The sequence below is a fragment of the Paracoccus sp. FO-3 genome, assembly GCF_006386455.1.
Taxonomy (GTDB): domain Bacteria; phylum Pseudomonadota; class Alphaproteobacteria; order Rhodobacterales; family Rhodobacteraceae; genus Paracoccus; species Paracoccus versutus.
This window is the reverse complement of sequence record NZ_VCBQ01000059.1, coordinates 1-16,160: the sequence shown is the minus strand read 5'-3', so window position 1 is coordinate 16,160 and position 16,160 is coordinate 1. Positions and strand designations below refer to the sequence as shown.

The window sequence follows — 16,160 nt, the reverse complement described above, 5'->3', positions numbered from 1 at the left end:
ATGTATGCCCCGGCCGGCCCACTGTCAACGCTTGCGCCCGTTCACCTATGCGTGGACGCGCCGTCCCATGAAGGGGAAACCTATGCTGAAACCGCTTCTTGCCGTCTCCGTGCTGCTTTCGGGGACCGTCTCGGCCCTGCCCGTGCTGGCGCAGGATGCCGATACGGTCGTCGCCACCGTCAATGGCGAGGCGATCACGCTGGGCCAGATGGTCGCCATGCGGCAGGGGCTGGACGCGCAGGCGACCCAGGGCCTGCCGGATACGGCGCTGTGGGACCTGATGCTGGACCAGATGATCCGCCAGACCGCCGTGGCCCAGGCGGCCGAGCCGCTGAGCAAGCGCGACACCGTGGCGCTGGAGATCGAGAAGCGCGCCTATCTGGCCGGCTCGGTGCTGGAAAAGGTGGCTTCGGCCGAGCCGGACGAGGCCGAGCTGAAAGCCGCCTATGACCAGGCCTTCGGCGGCCAGGGCGAGCCGGCCATCGAATACAATGCCGCCCATATCCTGGTGAAGACCAAGGAGGAGGCCGAGGCCATCGCCAAGCAACTGGCCGAAGGCGCCGATTTCGGCGCTTTGGCCGCGGAGAAATCGACCGACAATTCCGGCCCGAACAAGGGCGACCTGGGTTGGTTCCAGCCCGAGCAGATGGTCGAGCCCTTTGCCGAGGCGGTGAAGGCGCTGGAAAAGGGCCAGGTTTCCCAGCCGGTCGAGACCCAGTTCGGCTGGCATGTCATCAAGCTGAACGACACCCGCGAGGTGACGCCCCCCGCCTTCGAAGAGGTCAAGGAACAGCTGGCCGTGCAGGTGCGCCGCGACAAGGTGCAGGCCGAGATCGAAAAGCGCGTGGCCGAGGCCAAGGTCGAAAAGACCGAGGGGCTTGCCCCCGACCTGCTGAACAAGACCGACATCCTGGGAGAGTGAGCCGATGGCCAAGACCGACGACAAGAAGTCCAGGCTTTCCGATGCCGAAAAGCTGAAGACGCTGAAGAAGAAGCTGAAAAAGCTGAAGGCGGCGCTGAAGGAAACCGCCGCCGGCCTCGAGGCGCGGGCGGAGGCGGTGGTCGAGGCCGCGGTAAAGCCGAAAAATCCGGTCTCGCCGCTGGCGCCGGCGCGCTTTCCCGACCTGCCGGTGATCGAAGGGGCCGAGTTCGCCTCGGGCGCCGCGGGGGTGAAATACCAGGGCCGCACCGATGTGATGCTGGTCAGGCTGGCGCCGGGCACCGCCATCGCCGGGGCCTTCACCAAATCCTCGACCCGCGCGGCCAGCGTGCTGGACTGCCAGGCCAAGCTGGCGCTGAAACAGGACACCGGCGCCGGCGCGGCGATCATCGTGAACTCGGGCAATGCCAATGCCTTCACCGGCAGGAACGGGCAAGAGGCGGTGGATGCCGTCACCGGCGGCGTCGCCAAGGCGCTGGGCGTGCCGCGCGAGCGGGTGTTCTCGTCCTCGACCGGGGTGATCGGCGAGCCGCTGCCGGCCGAGCGCATCACCGCGGTGATCGGCGATCTGGCCGCCAACCTGGATGCGGCCGGCGCGGCCGGCGCGGCGCGGGCGATCATGACCACCGACACCTTCCCCAAAGGCGCGGCGGCCAGTTTCGAGGGCGATGGCGGCACCATCAACATCGTCGGCATCGCCAAGGGCTCGGGCATGATCGCGCCCGACATGGCGACGATGCTGGTCTATGTCTTTACCGATGCGCAGATCGCGCCCGCCCTGCTGCAGCGCATGCTGTCGGCGCGGCTGGACCAGACCTTCAACGCCATCACCGTGGACAGCGACACCTCGACCTCGGATGCGCTGATCCTGGCGGCGACCGGCAAGTCCAAAGCGGCGCCGATCACCGACCTGCGCTCGGGCCCGGCGCGGGCCTTCGGTAGGGCGCTGGAGCAGGTGATGCTGGACCTGGCGCAGCAGGTGGTCAAGGACGGCGAGGGGGCGACGAAATTCGTCGAGGTGCAGGTGACGGGCGCCGCCAGCGATGCCGATGCGCATCGCGTGGCCATGGCCATCGCCAATTCGCCGCTGGTCAAGACCGCCATCGCCGGCGAGGATGCGAACTGGGGCCGCGTGGTCATGGCCGTCGGCAAGTCCGGGGCCGAGGCCGACCGCGACCGGCTGACCATCCGCTTCGGCGACTTGGTGCTGGCCGAGAACGGCTGGCGTGCGCCCGGCTATGACGAGGCCGCTGCCAGCGCCTACATGAAGCGCGACCACCTGGTCATCGGTGTCGACCTGGGGCTGGGCAAGGGCCGGCGCACGGCCTGGACCTGCGACCTGACGCATCGCTACATCGACATCAACGCCGATTACCGCTCATGAAGACGGTGCTTGTCGCGGCCGTCGCGCTGATCGACGCGGACGGCCGCGTGCTGCTGGCACAGCGCCCCGAGGGCAAGTCCCTCGCGGGCCTGTGGGAGTTTCCGGGCGGCAAGGTCGAGCAGGGCGAGACCCCCGAGGCCGCGTTGATCCGCGAGCTGCACGAGGAGCTGGGGATCGAGACCTGGCGCTCGTGCCTGGCGCCGCTGACCTTTGCCAGCCATGCCTATGAGGACTTCCACCTGCTGATGCCGCTGTTCGCCTGCCGGCGCTGGCAGGGCGTGCCGGTGCCGCAGGAGGGGCAGAAGCTGGCTTGGGCGCGTGCCGCCGAATTGAGCAAATACCCCATGCCGCCGGCGGACTTGCCGCTGATTCCCATCCTGCGCGACTGGATATGAGACATATCGGTCACGCCGGTCCCGGCTTTATCGTCCATCTGCCTGACTCTGCGACATTCCCAGTTAACATTTGACGATTTTGCGACAATCCTAAAATCCTGTAGAGGAGGAGATCGGACATGATTCGCACGATCACGATCGGCAGTTGCATTTCGGTCCAGGGGATCTTTGAAAGGCAGCAGGCGAACGGGAATATCGTGGTCCGAGTAGGCAGCAAGACCTATGAGGGCAAGCCCGTCCTAGCCTGAAGCAAAAGCCAACGTGCCCAGATCGTTGAACGGGGCCCTTCGCGGGGCCCCGTTCTTCTTTTCGCTTGCCCTGTTGCCGGCCTCCGGCGGGGGTATTTGGACAACGGAGAAAGCCGGGGCGCGCCAGGCGGCGGCGCCGCCATGCCGGCAGGGACGGGCTGGCGTTCCTGCCGGGATCCGGGCATGAAAAAGGGCGGACCCGCAGGCCCGCCCCTTTTGTTCCTATCCGCGGGGATCACAGCTGGCGCTGCACTTCCTCGCGCTCGAAGATCTCGATGACGTCGCCCTTGCGGATGTCGTCGTAGTTTTCGAAGGCCATGCCGCATTCCTGGCCGGACTGCACTTCCTTGACCTCGTCCTTGAAGCGCTTGAGCGTCTTCAGCGTGCCTTCATGGATCACCACGTTGTCGCGCAGCAGGCGCACGCCGGCGGAACGCCGCGCCACGCCCTCGGTCACCAGGCAGCCGGCGACATTGCCGACGCCCGAGACGCGGAAGACTTCCTTGATCTCGGCATAGCCGATGAAGTTCTCGCGCACCTCGGCCGAGAGCAGGCCCGAGGCCGCCGCCTTGATGTCGTCCACCAGGTCGTAGATGATCGAGTAATAGCGGATCTCGACCCCCTTCTGGTTGGCGGCGTTCCGCGCCGGGGCATTGGCCCGGACGTTGAAGCCGATGACCGGCGCCTGGCTGGCCTCGGCCAGGCCGACATCCGATTCGGTGATCGCGCCGACGCCGTAATGCAGCACGCGGACGCGCACCTCGTCGTTGCCGATCTTTTCCAGCGCCTGGACGATGGCCTCGGCCGAGCCCTGCACGTCGGCCTTGATGACCACCGGCAGTTCGGCGACGTTCTCGTCCGCCTTGGCCTTGGCCAGCATCTGGTCCAGCGTGATCGCGGCACCGGCGGCGGCGCGCTTGTCCTTGGCGGCCTGGATGCGGTAATCCGCGATCTCGCGCGCCTGGGCCTCGGTCTCGACCACGTTCAGCACGTCGCCGGCCTCGGGGGTGCCGTTCAGGCCCAGCACCTCGACCGGGACCGAGGGGCCGGCGGTGTCGATGCGGTCGCCCTTGTCGTTGATCAGCGCGCGGACCTTGCCCCACTGTTCGCCGACGACGAAGATGTCGCCGCGCTTCAGCGTGCCGTTCTGCACCAGCACGGTCGCGACCGGGCCGCGGCCCACGTCCAGCTTGGCCTCGATCACCGCGCCCTGGGCCGGGCGCTCGGGATTGGCCTTCAGCTCCAGGATCTCGGCCTGCAGCGCGATGGCCTCCAGCAGCTCATCGAGCCCCTTGCCGGTCTTGGCCGAGACTTCGACGTCCTGCACCTCGCCCGACATGGCCTCGACGACCACCTCGTGCTGCAGCAGGTCGGTGCGCACCTTCTGCGGGTTCGCATCCGGCTTGTCGACCTTGTTGATCGCCACGATCATCGGCACGCCCGCGGCCTTGGCGTGGTTGATCGCCTCGACCGTCTGCGGCATCACCGCGTCATCGGCGGCGACCACCAGCACGACGATGTCCGTCACCTGCGCGCCGCGGGCCCGCATCGAGGTGAAGGCCGCGTGGCCGGGCGTGTCGAGGAAGGTCAGCAGCGCCCCGTTCGACGCCTTCACCTGATAGGCGCCGATATGCTGGGTGATGCCGCCCGCCTCGCCCGAGACGACATTGGCATGGCGGATCGCGTCCAGGAGCGAGGTCTTGCCGTGGTCCACGTGGCCCATGATGGTGATGATCGGCGCGCGCGGCTTCAGATCCTCGGGCTTGTCCTCGACCTGGTCGATGACCTGTTCCACGTCGGCATCCGAGACCCGGACGGCGCGGTGGCCGAATTCGTCGATCACCAGCTCGGCGGTATCGGCATCGACCGCCTGGTTGGCGGTGACCATCATGCCCATGCGCATCAGCGACTTGATGACGTCCGGCGTGCGCTCGGCCATGCGGTTCGCCAGCTCGGACACCAGGATGGTTTCCGGCAGCTGCACGTCGCGCACCTGCTTTTCGGCGCGCTGGTTGCCGCCCATGGCCTTTTGCCGGGCCTTTTCCTGCTTGCGCTTCATCGCGGCCAGGCTGCGCTGGCGCCCGCCCTCGCCGTCCAGGGCCTGCGACAGCGACAGCTTGCCGGTGCGGCGGCTGTCGTCGCGGCCCTTGTTGCGGCTGTCGCGGTCGTCGGCCGGGCTGCGGGTATCGCGGTCGCGGTCGGTCTTGCGCGGGCCGGCGGCGCTGACGCCCTTGGTCTCGGCGCGCACGGCGGCGGCCTCGGCGGCGGCGCGGTCGGCGGGGGTCGCCGGGCGCGCTTCCGTCTTGGGCTTGGCGATCTCGGCCTTCTTCTTCTCGCGCAGCTCGGCTTCGCGGGCGCGGCGCGCGTCCTCTTCGGCCTTCAGCCGCAAGGCTTCCTCGCGCTCGCGTTCCTCGCGCTCCTTGGCTTCCAGCTCAAGGCGGCGGCGTTCGCGTTCTTCCTCGCGGGCCTTTTCCTCGGCGACGCGCTGCGCGGCTTCCTCGACCTCGCGGGCCTTGGCGGCCTTCAGCGCGGCCAGGCGCCGCTCCATCTCGGCATCCGAGATGCCGGCGGGACGTTTCGACGGGTCGCCCGACACGGCCGAGGGCGAGCCCGAGCGCCCGCCGCCGGCCGCCGCGCCGGTCTTGCCGGGCACGACCACGCGCTTGCGCTTGGTCTCGACGACCACGTTATGGGTCCGGCCGTGGCTGAAGCTTTGCTTCACATGGCCCGAACGGCCGCCACCAAGACCCAGGGGTTTCTTTCCGTCAGTATCGCTCATCCGATCTTCATTCCTTCCCGGCGGGCGCACCGCCGTCATGCCCGCGCAGACCCGTCAGTCTGCTCGCGTCCCTGATCAACTGGTCGGTCAGGCCCCCCGGCGCAAGCGCGCTGTGTATGACATGATCGCGCCCAAAGGACAAACCCAATTCTGATGCGGTCAGGCAGCCGAACCACCGGCCCCCCGGAGGGGTCCAGAGCTTGCCCTTGCCGCGTTCCGACCCGTCGCTGGCCTGCAAGAGCACCCTGGCCTTGCCGGCCGCCAGCCAGTCCTTGACCTTTTCGAAGCCGGCCACCGCCAGCCCCGCCTTGCGCGCAAGCGACAGCGTGTCCGTCACCCGCCGCGCCAGCCCGGATTCGATGATCGCCAGCAGCTCGGGCGGGGCGGTCACCCGCGCCTTGGCGCCTCGCGAAAACAAGCCCTTGGCGGCTGCCTTGTCCAAAGCCTGCCGGTCGGCCACGACCCAGAAGCCGCGTCCGGGCAGTTTCTCGGCCAGATCCGGCACAACCTCGCCATCGGGGCCCGCGACAAAGCGGATCAGCCCAGCCTTGGGCTGGACTTCGCCCGTGACGATGCAGCGCCGTTCGGGCGTCTCGCGGTCCTTGATACGGCCCCCGCGTGTCATCCGGTTTCCGGGGCGTTACACCCCGGCCTCCTGTTCGTCGCCCTCGGCCTCGGTTTCCTCGGCCGATTCGAACTCGGTCGGATCGACCCAGCCCAGCATCACGCGGGCGGTCATCACCATGGTCTGCGCCTCTTCCAGGCTGATGCCGAAGGGCTCCAGGATGCCGTCGTCCTTGACGCGCTGGCCGTTCTGCGTGGTCCAGCCGCCGGCCAGTTCCCAGTCGGCGCAGGTGGCGAAATCCTCCAGCGTCTTGACGCCGTCCTTGGCCAGGGCCTCGACCATCTGCGGGGTCAGCCCCTCGAACTCGATCAGGCTGTCCTCGACGCCAAGGGCGCGGGCGTTTTCCAGCGCGGCCTTGTTCGCGGCCTCCAGATGCTCGCGGGCGCGGGTCTGCAATTCCTCGGCGGTGCCTTCGTCCACGCCCTCGATCGACAGCAGCTCGTCCAGGTCGACATAGGCCACCTCTTCGAGGTTGGTGAAGCCCTCGGCGACCAGAAGCTGGGCAAAGAACTCGTCCAGGTCCAGCGTGTCCATGAACAGCTTGGTGCGGGCGTTGAACTCGGCCTGCCGGCGCTTGGATTCCTCTTCCTCGGTCAGGATGTCGATGTCGAGGCCCGTCAGCTGGCTTGCCAGCCGCACGTTCTGGCCGCGACGGCCGATGGCGAGGCTCAGCTGCTCGTCCGGGACCACCACCTCGATGCGGGTCGCGTCCTCGTCGAAGACGACCTTCGCCACCTCGGCCGGTTGCAGCGCGTTGACCAGGAAGGTCGCCTGGTCCTCGGACCACGGGATGATGTCGATCTTCTCGCCCTGCAGCTCGCCCACCACGGCCTGCACGCGACTGCCGCGCATGCCGACGCAGGCGCCGACCGGGTCGATCGAGTTGTCGTAAGAGATCACCGCGATCTTGGCGCGCGAGCCGGGATCGCGGGCCACGGCCTTGATCTCGATCACGCCGTCATAGATTTCCGGCACTTCCATCTTGAACAGCTCGGCCATGAACTGCGGATCGGTGCGCGACAGGAAGATCTGCGGGCCGCGGGCCTCGCGGCGCACGTCCTTGACATAGGCGCGGATGCGGTCGTTCGGGCGATAGCTTTCGCGGCCGATCTTTTCGTTGCGGCGCAGGATGGCCTCGCCCCGGCCGACATCCACGATGATGTTGCCGTATTCCTCGCGCTTGACGACGCCGTTGATGATGGTGCCGGCCCGGTCCTTGAACTCTTCGTATTGGCGGTCGCGCTCGGCCTCGCGGACCTTTTGCAGGATGACCTGCTTGGCCGATTGCGCGGCGATGCGGCCCAGGTCGACCGGCGGCACCTGCTCTTCGAACACGTCGCCGGGCTGCGGCTTGCCCGAGAAATCGGTCAGCCGCTGGCCGTCGCGCAGCCAATGGGCGCGGCCGTCCTTCGACGGTTCGAAATAGGCGCGGGCCTGGTCGGCGGTGAACTGGGCCTGATAGTTCTCGACCGCGTCATCCTCGACCACGGTGCGGGCGCGGGTGAAGGTGGCATTGCCGGTCTTGCGGTCGATATGGACGCGGATGTCCATTTCCGAGCCGTAGCGCGACTTCGCCGCGCGGGCCAGGCTGTCCTCCATCGCCTCGATCACCAGATCGGGGTCGATCATCTTTTCCCGTGCAACGGCCTCGGCGGTTTGCAGCAGTTCAAGCTGGTTGGCAGAGGTGATGGCCATTCCTCACTCCTTCGCGGCGGCGTTGTCTTCGCCGGCTTCCGTTTCGATCTCGTCAAAGGCGGTCTCGTCCAGATTGTCGATCTGCACGCCCGCGTCCTTTTTCTGCCGCAGCATCTCGGCGATCAGCTCGTCGGTCAGAACCAGCTTCGCATCGGAAAGCCAGTCGAAGTTCAGCCCGATGGTCTGGACCTCGCCGCCTTCCTCGATGTTCAGCAGCACCTCGTCGCCGCCTTCGCCCTTTTCGACCCCCGTCAGCACGCCCTTGAAGCGCTTGCGGCCGTCGATGGGCTGGTTCGTCTCCAGCCGCGCCTCGTAGCCCTCGAAGGTCTCGAAATCCTTCAGCCGGGTCAGGGGCCGGTCGATGCCGGGGCTCGAGACCTCCAGGTGATAGGCGTCCTCCAGCGGATCCTCGACATCCAGAACCGCGCTGACGGCGGTGGATATGTCGGCGCAGTCGTCGACGTTGATGCCGCCCTCGGGCCGGTCGGCCATGATCTGAAGCGTGGCGGTCTTGCCGCCTTGCAGGCGGATGCGCACCAGTTCGAAACCCAGATCCTCGATGACCGGGGCGATGATCTCGGCCAGACGCCGGTCGATGGCGGTCTTGGCGATGAGGTCGCTCATGCTGATCCCCCAAATACAAAAAACGGGCCTTGGCGGCCCGTGCGTCTTACCGGTGGGCAGGTTGTGGACGCCTGCGCCGCTGTTGAGCCGCATATAGGGCCCCGCGCCAGGGATTGCAAGGAAAACCGGCGCGGCACCTGCCGCCTGCCTCGCAGGGGCCGCAAGCCGGCCGCCGCGTGCCCTTTCGCAAAGAGGTCAGGCCCGCCTTGCCACATCCCGGAAACCGTCCATGACCCGCACCAGCTCGGCGGCGATTCGCGGCTCGCTCAGCGCATGGCCCGAGGCGGGGACCAGCCGCAGGTCCGCCCTGTTCCAGCCCTGGGCCAGTTCCCAGGCGGTCGCCGGCGGGCAGACCATGTCGTAGCGGCCCTGCACGATCACGGCGGGGATATGCTCGATGCGGTGGCGATCGCGCAAAAGCTGGCCCTCGGCCAGGAAGCAGTCATGGGCGAAATAGTGATTCTCCAGCCGGGCGAAGGTGCGGGCATAGTCGGGCGGCGCATGGCCCGGCCCGTTGATCTCCAGGCCCGCCAGGGCGTTTTCCCACACCAGCCAGGGCAGGGCGAAGCGCGTCTCCTGCCCGCGGTCGCCGCTGAACAGGCGCCGGTGATAGGCGGCGATCATGTCGCCGCGCTCGGCCTCGGGGATCGGGGCCTGGAACTCGGTCCAGCGGTCGGGGAAAAAGCGCGCGACGCCGCCGCCATAGAACCAGTCCAGTTCGGCCCGCCGGCCCAGGAAGACGCCGCGCAGCACCAGCGCCTCGACCGGCTCGGGATGGGCCTGGGCATAGGCCAGCGCCAGGGTCGCGCCCCAGCTGCCGCCGAACAGGATCGCCCGCTCGATCCCCAGGCTGCGGCGGATCACCTCGATGTCGGCGATCAGGTGCTGCGTGGTGTTGGCAAGGACCGCGGCATGGGGCTGAGAGCGGCCGCAGCCGCGCTGGTCGAACAGCACGGCCCGGTAATGGGCGGGGTCGAAGAAGCGCCGCATGTAGGGGCTGCAGCCGCCGCCCGGCCCGCCATGCAGCACGATCACCGGCACGCCCTCGGGATTGCCGCTCTGCTCGACATGCAGCCGGTGGCCGTCGCCGACCTCGATCACCCGGCGGTCGAAGGGCTCGACCATCGGATGCAGCCTGCCATGCGACGCCGTGCCGCCGATTTGCCCTGCCAATCTGTCCATGGCACCACTATATAACGCGTCGCGCGCGCCCGCCACATGAAGGACGGCCAGATGACCGAAAGACCAGCCCCCAGCAGCCCGGCCCCCAGCAGCATCGACCCGGCCGAGGTCGCCAAGTTCCAGGCCATGGCGCGGGAATGGTGGGATCCCAACGGCAAGTTCAAGCCGCTGCACATGCTGAACCCGACGCGGCTGGACTATGTCACCGCGCAGATCGCCGGGCAGTTCGGCCGCGACCTTGCCGCGGCCGCGCCCTTCCAGGGGCTGAGCCTGCTCGACATCGGCTGCGGCGGCGGGCTGATGGCCGAGCCGATGGCCCGGCTGGGCGCGGCCGTCACCGGCGCCGACGCGGCCGAGGGCAATATCGCCATCGCCGGCCTGCATGCCGAGGAACAGGGCCTCGCCATCGACTACCGCGCCACCACGGCCGAGGCGCTGGCGGCCGAGGGCCTCCGCTTCGACGTGGTCATGGCGCTGGAGATCGTCGAGCATGTCGCCGACCCCGCGCAGTTCATCGCCACCTGCCGCGAGCTGGTGGCGCCGGGCGGCGTGCTGATCCAGTCCACGCTGAACCGCACCGCCCGCAGCTTCGGCGCCGCCATCGTCGGGGCGGAATGGATCATGCGCTGGCTGCCCAAGGGCACGCATGACTGGCGCCGCTTCATCACCCCCGACGAGCTGGCGCGGATGACCGAGGCGGCGGGGCTGCGGGTGGTGGACCGCTGCGGCATGGTCTTCAACCCGCTGGGCTGGAGCTGGTCGCTGTCGCATCGCGACCTGTCGGTGAACTATGCGATGACCGCCCTGCGCGACGCCTGACTTCTTCGTTCCGCAAATACCCGACGGCAGCGGCGCGGCGGGGCGAGCCCGCGCCGGCCTTCACCGTTCCGAAAATACTCATGCGACCGGGCGACCGGCGGGGTCAGCGCCCGCCGCGCGTTTCGTGACGCAACGTTTCTTCCAGCTGCTTGCGCAGCATGCGCAGGACCGGCAGCGCCGCGCGCACCCGGTCGGCGCCGACATCGCGCACCACGTCGGCGATTCGCGGCATGAAGGCGGCCAGCGCCGCGTCCCGCGCCGCCCGGCCGGCCGGGCTGATGGCGATGAACTTGCGCCGCGCGTCGTCCCAGTCCGGGCGGATATGGATATGCCCCGCCCATTCCAGCCGCGACAGCGTGTTGGTCATGGCGCCGCGGGTGACGTGGAACGCCTCGGCCAGTTCGGCCGGCGTGCGCTCGACATTCAGGTGCGCCAGCAGGTTCAGCACCGAGAAATGCGAGATCTGCATGCCCTTGGGCAGCGCCTTGCCGATCAGGTCGCGCGCCAGCTGGTCGGCGATGAACACCTCGGAAAACAGGCTGGCAGCCAGGGCGTCGGCCGAGGCTTCGGCATGTCCGTGCGGGCTGTCTTGCGTCTTGTGGATCATGGGCCCGCGAAGTTCCGGTCATGCGTCAGGGATGGGATGCGGGACCGTGCCCCGAGAACCGCCGCCGGGTCAAGCGTCACGAAGGTCACGCCGGGCTCGGTGCCGCCGTCGGCCAGCACCTCTCCCCAGGGCCCGACGGCCAGGGAATGCCCGTGGCTGCGGCGCGGCCTGCGGTCCGGCTCGGCATGGCTGGCATGGGTGCCGCATTGCGCGGGCGCCAGCACGAAGCAGCCGGTCTCGATGGCGCGGGCGCGCAGAAGCACCTCCCAATGCGCGGCGCCGGTGGTGTCGTTGAAGGCGGCGGGCACGGTCAGCACCTCGGCCCCCGCCTGGGCCAGCGCGCGGTAAAGCGCGGGAAAGCGCAGGTCGTAGCAGACGGTCATGCCGACGGGCAGGGGCCCCTGGGCCAGCACCGCCCGCCCGCCCGGCCGGAAGGCCGCCGATTCGCGATAGGATTCGCTTTCGGACACGGTCACGTCGAACATGTGCAGCTTGTCATAGCGCGCCCGGATGCTGCCGTCCGGCGCGATCAGGAAGCTGCGATTGGCAAAGCGGCTCTCGCCCGGATCGCCGGTCTTCAGCGACAGCGAACCGATCAGCAGCCAGATGCCCAGCTCGCGCGCATCCTCGCGCAGCGCGGCCAGGGTCTGGTCCTCGGCCTCGGTGCGCAGGACATGCTCCTGCCGCTCGCGGCTGGCGCCCAGCAGGTTGGTCGCCTCGGGCGTCAGCACCCAGCCGGCCCCGCCCTGCGCCGCCTCGCGCACCAGCGCCCGCGTGACCGGCAGGTTGCGCTCGGGATCGTCCGAGACGCTCAGCTGCACCAGCCCCGCGATCAGCGCCTCGCTCATGCCGTCAGGCCCAGCAGGGCGTCCAGCTTGCCTTGGCGGTCCAGCGCATGCAGGTCGTCGCAGCCGCCGACATGGCGGCCGTCGATGAAGATCTGCGGCACGGTCCGGCGGCCGCCGGCGCGCTGGGTCATTGCCGCGCGCAGCTGCGGATCGCGGCTGACATCGGTGTCGTGATAGGCGATGCCCTTCTTGCGCAGCAGCGATTTCGCGGCGATGCAATAGGGGCAGGTGGGGGTGGTATACAGTTCGACCTTGGGCATATGCGCGTCCCGGATTGATGTTCACCCCCATATCTAGGCATCCTTGACCGCCCGCGCCAGAACCACGACCGAGATCGGCCCCGCGCCCGCCGCCGCCAGCGCCTGAGCCGAGGCCGCCAGCGTCGCCCCCGAGGCCATCACGTCGTCGACCAGCAGCACCGCGCGGCCCCGCAGCCGCGGGACCATGTGCGCGGGCACGCCGATCGCCCCGTCCACATTCGCGAAACGGTCGCCGACGCTGCCATGGTCCTGCATCGGCGTATGCCGCAGCCGCCGCAGGGCGCCGGGCAGATGCGCCAGCCCATGCGCGCGGGCGACATGCTGCGACAGCATCTCGGCCTGGTTGTATTTGCGCTTCAGCAGCCGGCGCAGATGCACCGGCACCGGCACCACCACCGCGCCCGGCCGCAGCAGCGGCAGCGCCGCCCGCGCCACCCAGCCGCCAAGTGCGGGCGCCAGGTCCAGCCGGTCGCCATGCTTCAGCATCAGCGCCAGCCTGCGCCCGCTGCCGCGATAGACCAGCGCCGCACGGCCCTGCTGCCAGGGCCGCTGCAGCCCCAGGCAATCGTCGCAGACCAGCAGCCCCGCCGCCGCATCCCCGGCGTCGCCAGCCCCGTCGCCCGGCAGCGGCGTGCCGCAGCGCGCGCAGCAGGTGCCGGTGATGAAATCGGCCTCGCGCCAGCAGGCGGGGCACAGCCCGCCCTCGTCGGCGACGGGCGCGCCGCAGCACAGGCATTGCGGCGGATAGACCAGCCGCAATGCGCCTTTCATCAAGCCGCGAAGCCCCCTATGTTCAGCCCCCATGATGCCCGATCCCACCTCTTCCGTTCCCGGCCTGACCGACCGCCGCGCGCTGGACCGCAACCGCGCCCGCGCCCTGCGCCTGGGGCCGGTCGATTTCCTGCATCGAATCGTCGCCGACGAGATCGAGGATAGGCTGGCAGAGGTTAACAGACGGTTTAGCGCCGTCGCCGTCGTCACCGGCCGGCCGCAGCTCTGGCGCGACGCCATGCCCGGCGCCACGGTCGTCGCCGATACGCCCGCGCTGGCGCTGGAGCCCGGCGCGCATGACCTGGTGATCCATGCCATGGCGCTGCACTGGGCCGAGGATCCTGTGGGCCAGATCGCCCAGGCGGCGCGCGCGCTGCGCCCCGACGGGCTGTTCATCGCCGCCTGTCCCGGCGGGCGCACCCTGCACGAGCTGCGCGACGCGCTGACCCGCGCCGAGGCCGAGGTGACGGGCGGCCTGTCGCCCCGCGTCCTGCCCATGGGCGAGATCCGCGACCTGGGCGGGCTGCTGCCGCGCGCGGGCCTGGCGCTGCCGGTCGCCGACCAGATCACCCAGATCGCCAGCTATCGCAGCCTGTTCCACCTGGGCCGCGACCTGCGCGCCATGGGCGAGGGCAACGCGCTGGCCCAGCGGCTGCGGCGCCCGACGCGACGAGATGTCCTGTTGCGCGCCGCCGCGCTTTATGCCGAAAACCATCCCGACCCGCAGGACGGGACGCGCATCCGGGCCACCTTCGATCTGGTTTTCCTGACCGGATGGGCGCCCGATGCCAGTCAGCAGAAACCGCTTCGGCCCGGCTCGGCCCGGATGCCGCTTGCCGAAGCTCTTGCCAGCACGAGAAAGTCCGAATGACCTTTACCGAGTATGCCCCAGCCGATCATCCGAACATCCCAGCCCGCAAGATCGGCGTGCTGGTCGCCAACCTGGGCACGCCCGATTCGCCCGACTACTGGCCGATGCGGCGCTACCTGAACGAGTTCCTGTCGGACAAGCGGGTGATCGACTATCCCGCCTGGAAGTGGCAGCCGCTGCTGCAAACCGTCATCCTGTCCAAGCGGCCCTTTACCTCGGGCGCGAACTACCGGCTGATCTGGAACAACGAGGCGGACGAAAGCCCGCTGATGACCATCACCAAGCAGCAGGTGGCGGCGCTGCGCGAACGGGCAGCGGCGCTGTGGGGCGACCGGGTCATGGTCGATTTCTGCATGCGCTACGGCAATCCCTCGACCGCGGACGTGGTGGACCGCATGGTCAAGGCGGGCTGCGACCGCATCCTGTTCTTCCCGCTTTATCCGCAATATGCCGGGGCGACCACGGCGACGGCGAACGACCAGTTCTTCCGCGCGCTGATGACGCAGAAATGGCAGCCGGCCTCGCGCACCGTGCCGCCCTATTTCGACCGGCCCGACTATATCGAGGCGCTGGCCGCCTCGGTCGAGCGCGCCCTGGGCGGCCGCCAGCCCCGCAAGCTGGTCGCCAGCTACCACGGCATGCCCAAGCGCTATCTGATGGAGGGCGACCCCTATCATTGCCAATGCCAGAAGACCTCGCGCCTGCTCCGGGAACGGCTGGACTGGGACGAGGGCGTGATCGACACCACCTTCCAGTCGGTCTTCGGGACCGAGGAATGGCTGCGCCCCTATACGGTCGAGCATGTGGCCGAACTGGCGCAGCAGGGCATCACCGAGATCGCGGTGATCTCGCCCGCCTTCTCGGCCGATTGCATCGAGACGCTGGAAGAGATCCAGGGCGAGATCCGCGAGGCGTTCGAACATGCCGGCGGCAAGGAGTTCACCTATATCCCCTGCCTGAACGCCGAGCCTGCGCATATCGACGTGCTGGCGGCGGTCATCGGCGAGAACCTGGCGGGCTGGGTCTGACGGCCCGAGCGGCCGCCATGCCCGTCATGCGGGACGCAGCCGCTGCTGGCGCCGATCACGGGGCGGGCCGCCACGGCCCGTCATTCTACGGGGGTTGCTCCAACGGCGCCCGCTTCCTAGATTGGTGGCGCGAGCAGCGACAATCCCCGCTGCCTATGGAGACTGGATGTCAGAGCTTGTGTGACAAGGCTCTCTGAATCTTCGGAGAGCCGCGTGAATTCAAAGCCGCCGGGCGCATGTGCGCTCGGGGTGTCTTTCACGTCCGTCATGCGAGACTTCCATGAACATTTCACGAAATGAACAACGTGCGCTGCACGTCCTGGCCCTGGGTGGCCGCATCCTGCACGAGCGCGGCGACAGTGCCAGGATCACCTCCGTGACATGCGTCACGCGCGAGGGGATGATCCTTGCCGGCTTCGATCTGGCCGTCTTCAGCCGGTTGCGGCGGAAACGGCTGATCGAATCGCGGTCAGGCAGCCCGTATCGGATATCGAAGCGTGGCCGCTTGTCGGTGCGCGCGCAACTCGACAATCAGGGGGCCTGACATGCTGATCCGCGATGAAACGGCCGGCGACATCCCGGCGATCGGCCGGCTTGTCACCGAAGCCATGCTGATGCTGGCGCAATCCACCGGAACCGAGGCCGGCATCGTCGAGGCGCTGCGGGCGCAGGGCGCGCTTGCCCTTTCGCTTGTGGCCGAGGACGAGGGTGCGGTGGTCGGCTACCTGGCCGCCTCGGCGGCACGGATCGGCACGCAGGACGGCTGGGGCCTGATCGGCCCGCTTGCCGTCTTGCCCTCAAGGCACGGCCAGGGGATCGGCACGGCCCTGATGGCAGAGGCCCTCCGCCGATTGCGAGCGACCGGCCGCGGCGCGGCGCTGGTGGGCGACCCGGCCTATTATGGCCGGTTCGGTTTCCGTGCCTTCCCCGGCCTGCGCGTAGCGGGCTGCCCGCCCGAGGTGGTCCTGGCCCTGCCTTTCGACGGCACCGCGCCTTGCGGAGAGCTGATCCATCATCCGGCATTCGGCCTCGGCCCGCAGGAGTGACCAGGGGGACAGGCTGCATCCTCCGATGGTGCAGCCCG

At 68.8% G+C, this 16,160-nt stretch carries 18 protein-coding genes; 9 read left to right on the top strand and 9 right to left on the bottom strand.

The genetic code is table 11. The features are described from left to right. The first annotated feature begins 82 nt into the window (after positions 1–82). From FE811_RS16335 to FE811_RS28305, 4 genes are all read left to right on the top strand, one after another. Positions 83–922, top strand: a complete 840-nt coding sequence (locus tag FE811_RS16335; protein ID WP_116223121.1) for a peptidylprolyl isomerase — start codon at positions 83–85, stop codon at positions 920–922. A 4-nt stretch (positions 923–926) separates the two neighbouring features. Beyond that, a complete protein-coding gene (gene argJ, locus FE811_RS16330; RefSeq protein ID WP_116223120.1) occupies positions 927–2,324 on the top strand; it encodes a bifunctional glutamate N-acetyltransferase/amino-acid acetyltransferase ArgJ in 1,398 nt (465 codons plus the stop codon). Then, positions 2,321–2,719, top strand: coding sequence for a (deoxy)nucleoside triphosphate pyrophosphohydrolase (locus tag FE811_RS16325; protein ID WP_116223119.1), 399 nt, complete (start codon positions 2,321–2,323; stop codon positions 2,717–2,719). Before argJ ends, FE811_RS16325 begins: the two co-directional genes overlap by 4 nt. 119 nt (positions 2,720–2,838) lie before the next feature. Further along, entirely contained in the window at positions 2,839–2,967 is a 129-nt protein-coding gene (locus FE811_RS28305; protein WP_036758202.1) for a hypothetical protein, read from the top strand. Between the two features lie 235 nt (positions 2,968–3,202). On the opposite strand, the gene infB is transcribed toward FE811_RS28305, so the two are convergent. The 5 genes from infB to pip all read right to left on the bottom strand — a co-directional run bounded on the left by infB (position 3,203) and on the right by pip (position 9,872). Then, the gene (gene infB, locus FE811_RS16320) at positions 3,203–5,746 is read right to left on the bottom strand and encodes a translation initiation factor IF-2 (protein WP_072463859.1); all 2,544 of its coding nucleotides are present in this window, start codon (positions 5,744–5,746) and stop codon (positions 3,203–3,205) included. Between the two features lie 7 nt (positions 5,747–5,753). Further along, positions 5,754–6,371, bottom strand: coding sequence for an RNA-binding protein (locus FE811_RS16315; protein ID WP_036758200.1), 618 nt, complete (start codon positions 6,369–6,371; stop codon positions 5,754–5,756). A 15-nt stretch (positions 6,372–6,386) separates the two neighbouring features. After that, a complete protein-coding gene (nusA, locus tag FE811_RS16310; RefSeq protein ID WP_036758199.1) occupies positions 6,387–8,066 on the bottom strand; it encodes a transcription termination factor NusA in 1,680 nt (559 codons plus the stop codon). Between the two features lie 3 nt (positions 8,067–8,069). Beyond that, a complete protein-coding gene (gene rimP, locus FE811_RS16305; protein ID WP_116223118.1) occupies positions 8,070–8,690 on the bottom strand; it encodes a ribosome maturation factor RimP in 621 nt (206 codons plus the stop codon). Positions 8,691–8,885: 195 nt separating this feature from the next. Next, positions 8,886–9,872 carry a prolyl aminopeptidase gene (pip, locus tag FE811_RS16300; protein WP_116223117.1) on the bottom strand — a complete coding sequence of 329 codons (987 nt, stop codon included), beginning with the start codon at positions 9,870–9,872 and terminating at the stop codon, positions 8,886–8,888. A 51-nt stretch (positions 9,873–9,923) separates the two neighbouring features. On the opposite strand from pip, the gene ubiG reads away from it, so the two are divergent. After that, positions 9,924–10,691, top strand: a complete 768-nt coding sequence (ubiG, locus tag FE811_RS16295) for a bifunctional 2-polyprenyl-6-hydroxyphenol methylase/3-demethylubiquinol 3-O-methyltransferase UbiG (protein WP_116223292.1) — start codon at positions 9,924–9,926, stop codon at positions 10,689–10,691. Positions 10,692–10,794: 103 nt separating this feature from the next. Here ubiG and FE811_RS16290 read toward each other — a convergent pair whose 3' ends face one another. The 4 genes from FE811_RS16290 to FE811_RS16275 are packed head-to-tail and all read right to left on the bottom strand — an operon-like array spanning position 10,795 to position 13,177. Next, positions 10,795–11,298, bottom strand: coding sequence for a MarR family winged helix-turn-helix transcriptional regulator (locus FE811_RS16290; protein ID WP_052096129.1), 504 nt, complete (start codon positions 11,296–11,298; stop codon positions 10,795–10,797). After that, positions 11,295–12,146, bottom strand: a complete 852-nt coding sequence (locus tag FE811_RS16285; protein ID WP_181180880.1) for a carbon-nitrogen hydrolase family protein — start codon at positions 12,144–12,146, stop codon at positions 11,295–11,297. Before FE811_RS16285 ends, FE811_RS16290 begins: the two co-directional genes overlap by 4 nt. Continuing rightward, positions 12,143–12,406, bottom strand: a complete 264-nt coding sequence (grxC, locus tag FE811_RS16280; RefSeq protein WP_036758195.1) for a glutaredoxin 3 — start codon at positions 12,404–12,406, stop codon at positions 12,143–12,145. Before grxC ends, FE811_RS16285 begins: the two co-directional genes overlap by 4 nt. A 33-nt stretch (positions 12,407–12,439) precedes the next feature. Next, a complete protein-coding gene (locus FE811_RS16275; protein WP_114535920.1) occupies positions 12,440–13,177 on the bottom strand; it encodes a double zinc ribbon domain-containing protein in 738 nt (245 codons plus the stop codon). Positions 13,178–13,208: 31 nt separating this feature from the next. Here FE811_RS16275 and FE811_RS16270 point away from each other — a divergent pair, with 31 nt between their 5' ends. The 4 genes from FE811_RS16270 to FE811_RS16255 all read left to right on the top strand — a co-directional run bounded on the left by FE811_RS16270 (position 13,209) and on the right by FE811_RS16255 (position 16,122). Next, positions 13,209–14,048: a methyltransferase domain-containing protein gene (locus FE811_RS16270; protein WP_036758192.1), complete on the top strand. Its 840-nt coding sequence runs from the start codon at positions 13,209–13,211 to the stop codon at positions 14,046–14,048. Next, positions 14,045–15,076, top strand: a complete 1,032-nt coding sequence (gene hemH, locus FE811_RS16265; protein ID WP_116223116.1) for a ferrochelatase — start codon at positions 14,045–14,047, stop codon at positions 15,074–15,076. The genes FE811_RS16270 and hemH overlap by 4 nt, the downstream gene beginning before the upstream one ends. A 280-nt stretch (positions 15,077–15,356) precedes the next feature. Continuing rightward, positions 15,357–15,620, top strand: coding sequence for a YjhX family toxin (locus FE811_RS16260; protein WP_036758189.1), 264 nt, complete (start codon positions 15,357–15,359; stop codon positions 15,618–15,620). Between the two features lies 1 nt (position 15,621). After that, positions 15,622–16,122 (top strand): GNAT family N-acetyltransferase, encoded by a 501-nt coding sequence (locus FE811_RS16255; protein WP_116223115.1) that lies wholly within the window; start codon positions 15,622–15,624, stop codon positions 16,120–16,122. Positions 16,123–16,160 lie beyond the last annotated feature (38 nt).

Bases quoted from the DNA above. Each gene is read 5' to 3' on its own strand.
- FE811_RS16260 (WP_036758189.1), top strand. From the start codon at position 15,357: ATGAACATTTCACGAAATGAACAACGTGCGCTGCACGTCCTGGCCCTG.
- hemH (WP_116223116.1), top strand. From the start codon at position 14,045: ATGACCTTTACCGAGTATGCCCCAGCCGATCATCCGAACATCCCAGCC.
- FE811_RS16270 (WP_036758192.1), top strand. From the start codon at position 13,209: ATGATGCCCGATCCCACCTCTTCCGTTCCCGGCCTGACCGACCGCCGC.
- FE811_RS16325 (WP_116223119.1), top strand. From the start codon at position 2,321: ATGAAGACGGTGCTTGTCGCGGCCGTCGCGCTGATCGACGCGGACGGC.
- pip (WP_116223117.1), bottom strand. From the start codon at position 9,872: ATGGACAGATTGGCAGGGCAAATCGGCGGCACGGCGTCGCATGGCAGG.
- FE811_RS16255 (WP_116223115.1), top strand. From the start codon at position 15,622: ATGCTGATCCGCGATGAAACGGCCGGCGACATCCCGGCGATCGGCCGG.
- ubiG (WP_116223292.1), top strand. From the start codon at position 9,924: ATGACCGAAAGACCAGCCCCCAGCAGCCCGGCCCCCAGCAGCATCGAC.
- FE811_RS16290 (WP_052096129.1), bottom strand. From the start codon at position 11,298: ATGATCCACAAGACGCAAGACAGCCCGCACGGACATGCCGAAGCCTCG.
- FE811_RS16315 (WP_036758200.1), bottom strand. From the start codon at position 6,371: ATGACACGCGGGGGCCGTATCAAGGACCGCGAGACGCCCGAACGGCGC.
- rimP (WP_116223118.1), bottom strand. From the start codon at position 8,690: ATGAGCGACCTCATCGCCAAGACCGCCATCGACCGGCGTCTGGCCGAG.
- infB (WP_072463859.1), bottom strand. From the start codon at position 5,746: ATGAGCGATACTGACGGAAAGAAACCCCTGGGTCTTGGTGGCGGCCGT.
- FE811_RS28305 (WP_036758202.1), top strand. From the start codon at position 2,839: ATGATTCGCACGATCACGATCGGCAGTTGCATTTCGGTCCAGGGGATC.
- FE811_RS16275 (WP_114535920.1), bottom strand. From the start codon at position 13,177: ATGAAAGGCGCATTGCGGCTGGTCTATCCGCCGCAATGCCTGTGCTGC.
- FE811_RS16285 (WP_181180880.1), bottom strand. From the start codon at position 12,146: ATGAGCGAGGCGCTGATCGCGGGGCTGGTGCAGCTGAGCGTCTCGGAC.
- argJ (WP_116223120.1), top strand. From the start codon at position 927: ATGGCCAAGACCGACGACAAGAAGTCCAGGCTTTCCGATGCCGAAAAG.
- nusA (WP_036758199.1), bottom strand. From the start codon at position 8,066: ATGGCCATCACCTCTGCCAACCAGCTTGAACTGCTGCAAACCGCCGAG.
- grxC (WP_036758195.1), bottom strand. From the start codon at position 12,406: ATGCCCAAGGTCGAACTGTATACCACCCCCACCTGCCCCTATTGCATC.
- FE811_RS16335 (WP_116223121.1), top strand. From the start codon at position 83: ATGCTGAAACCGCTTCTTGCCGTCTCCGTGCTGCTTTCGGGGACCGTC.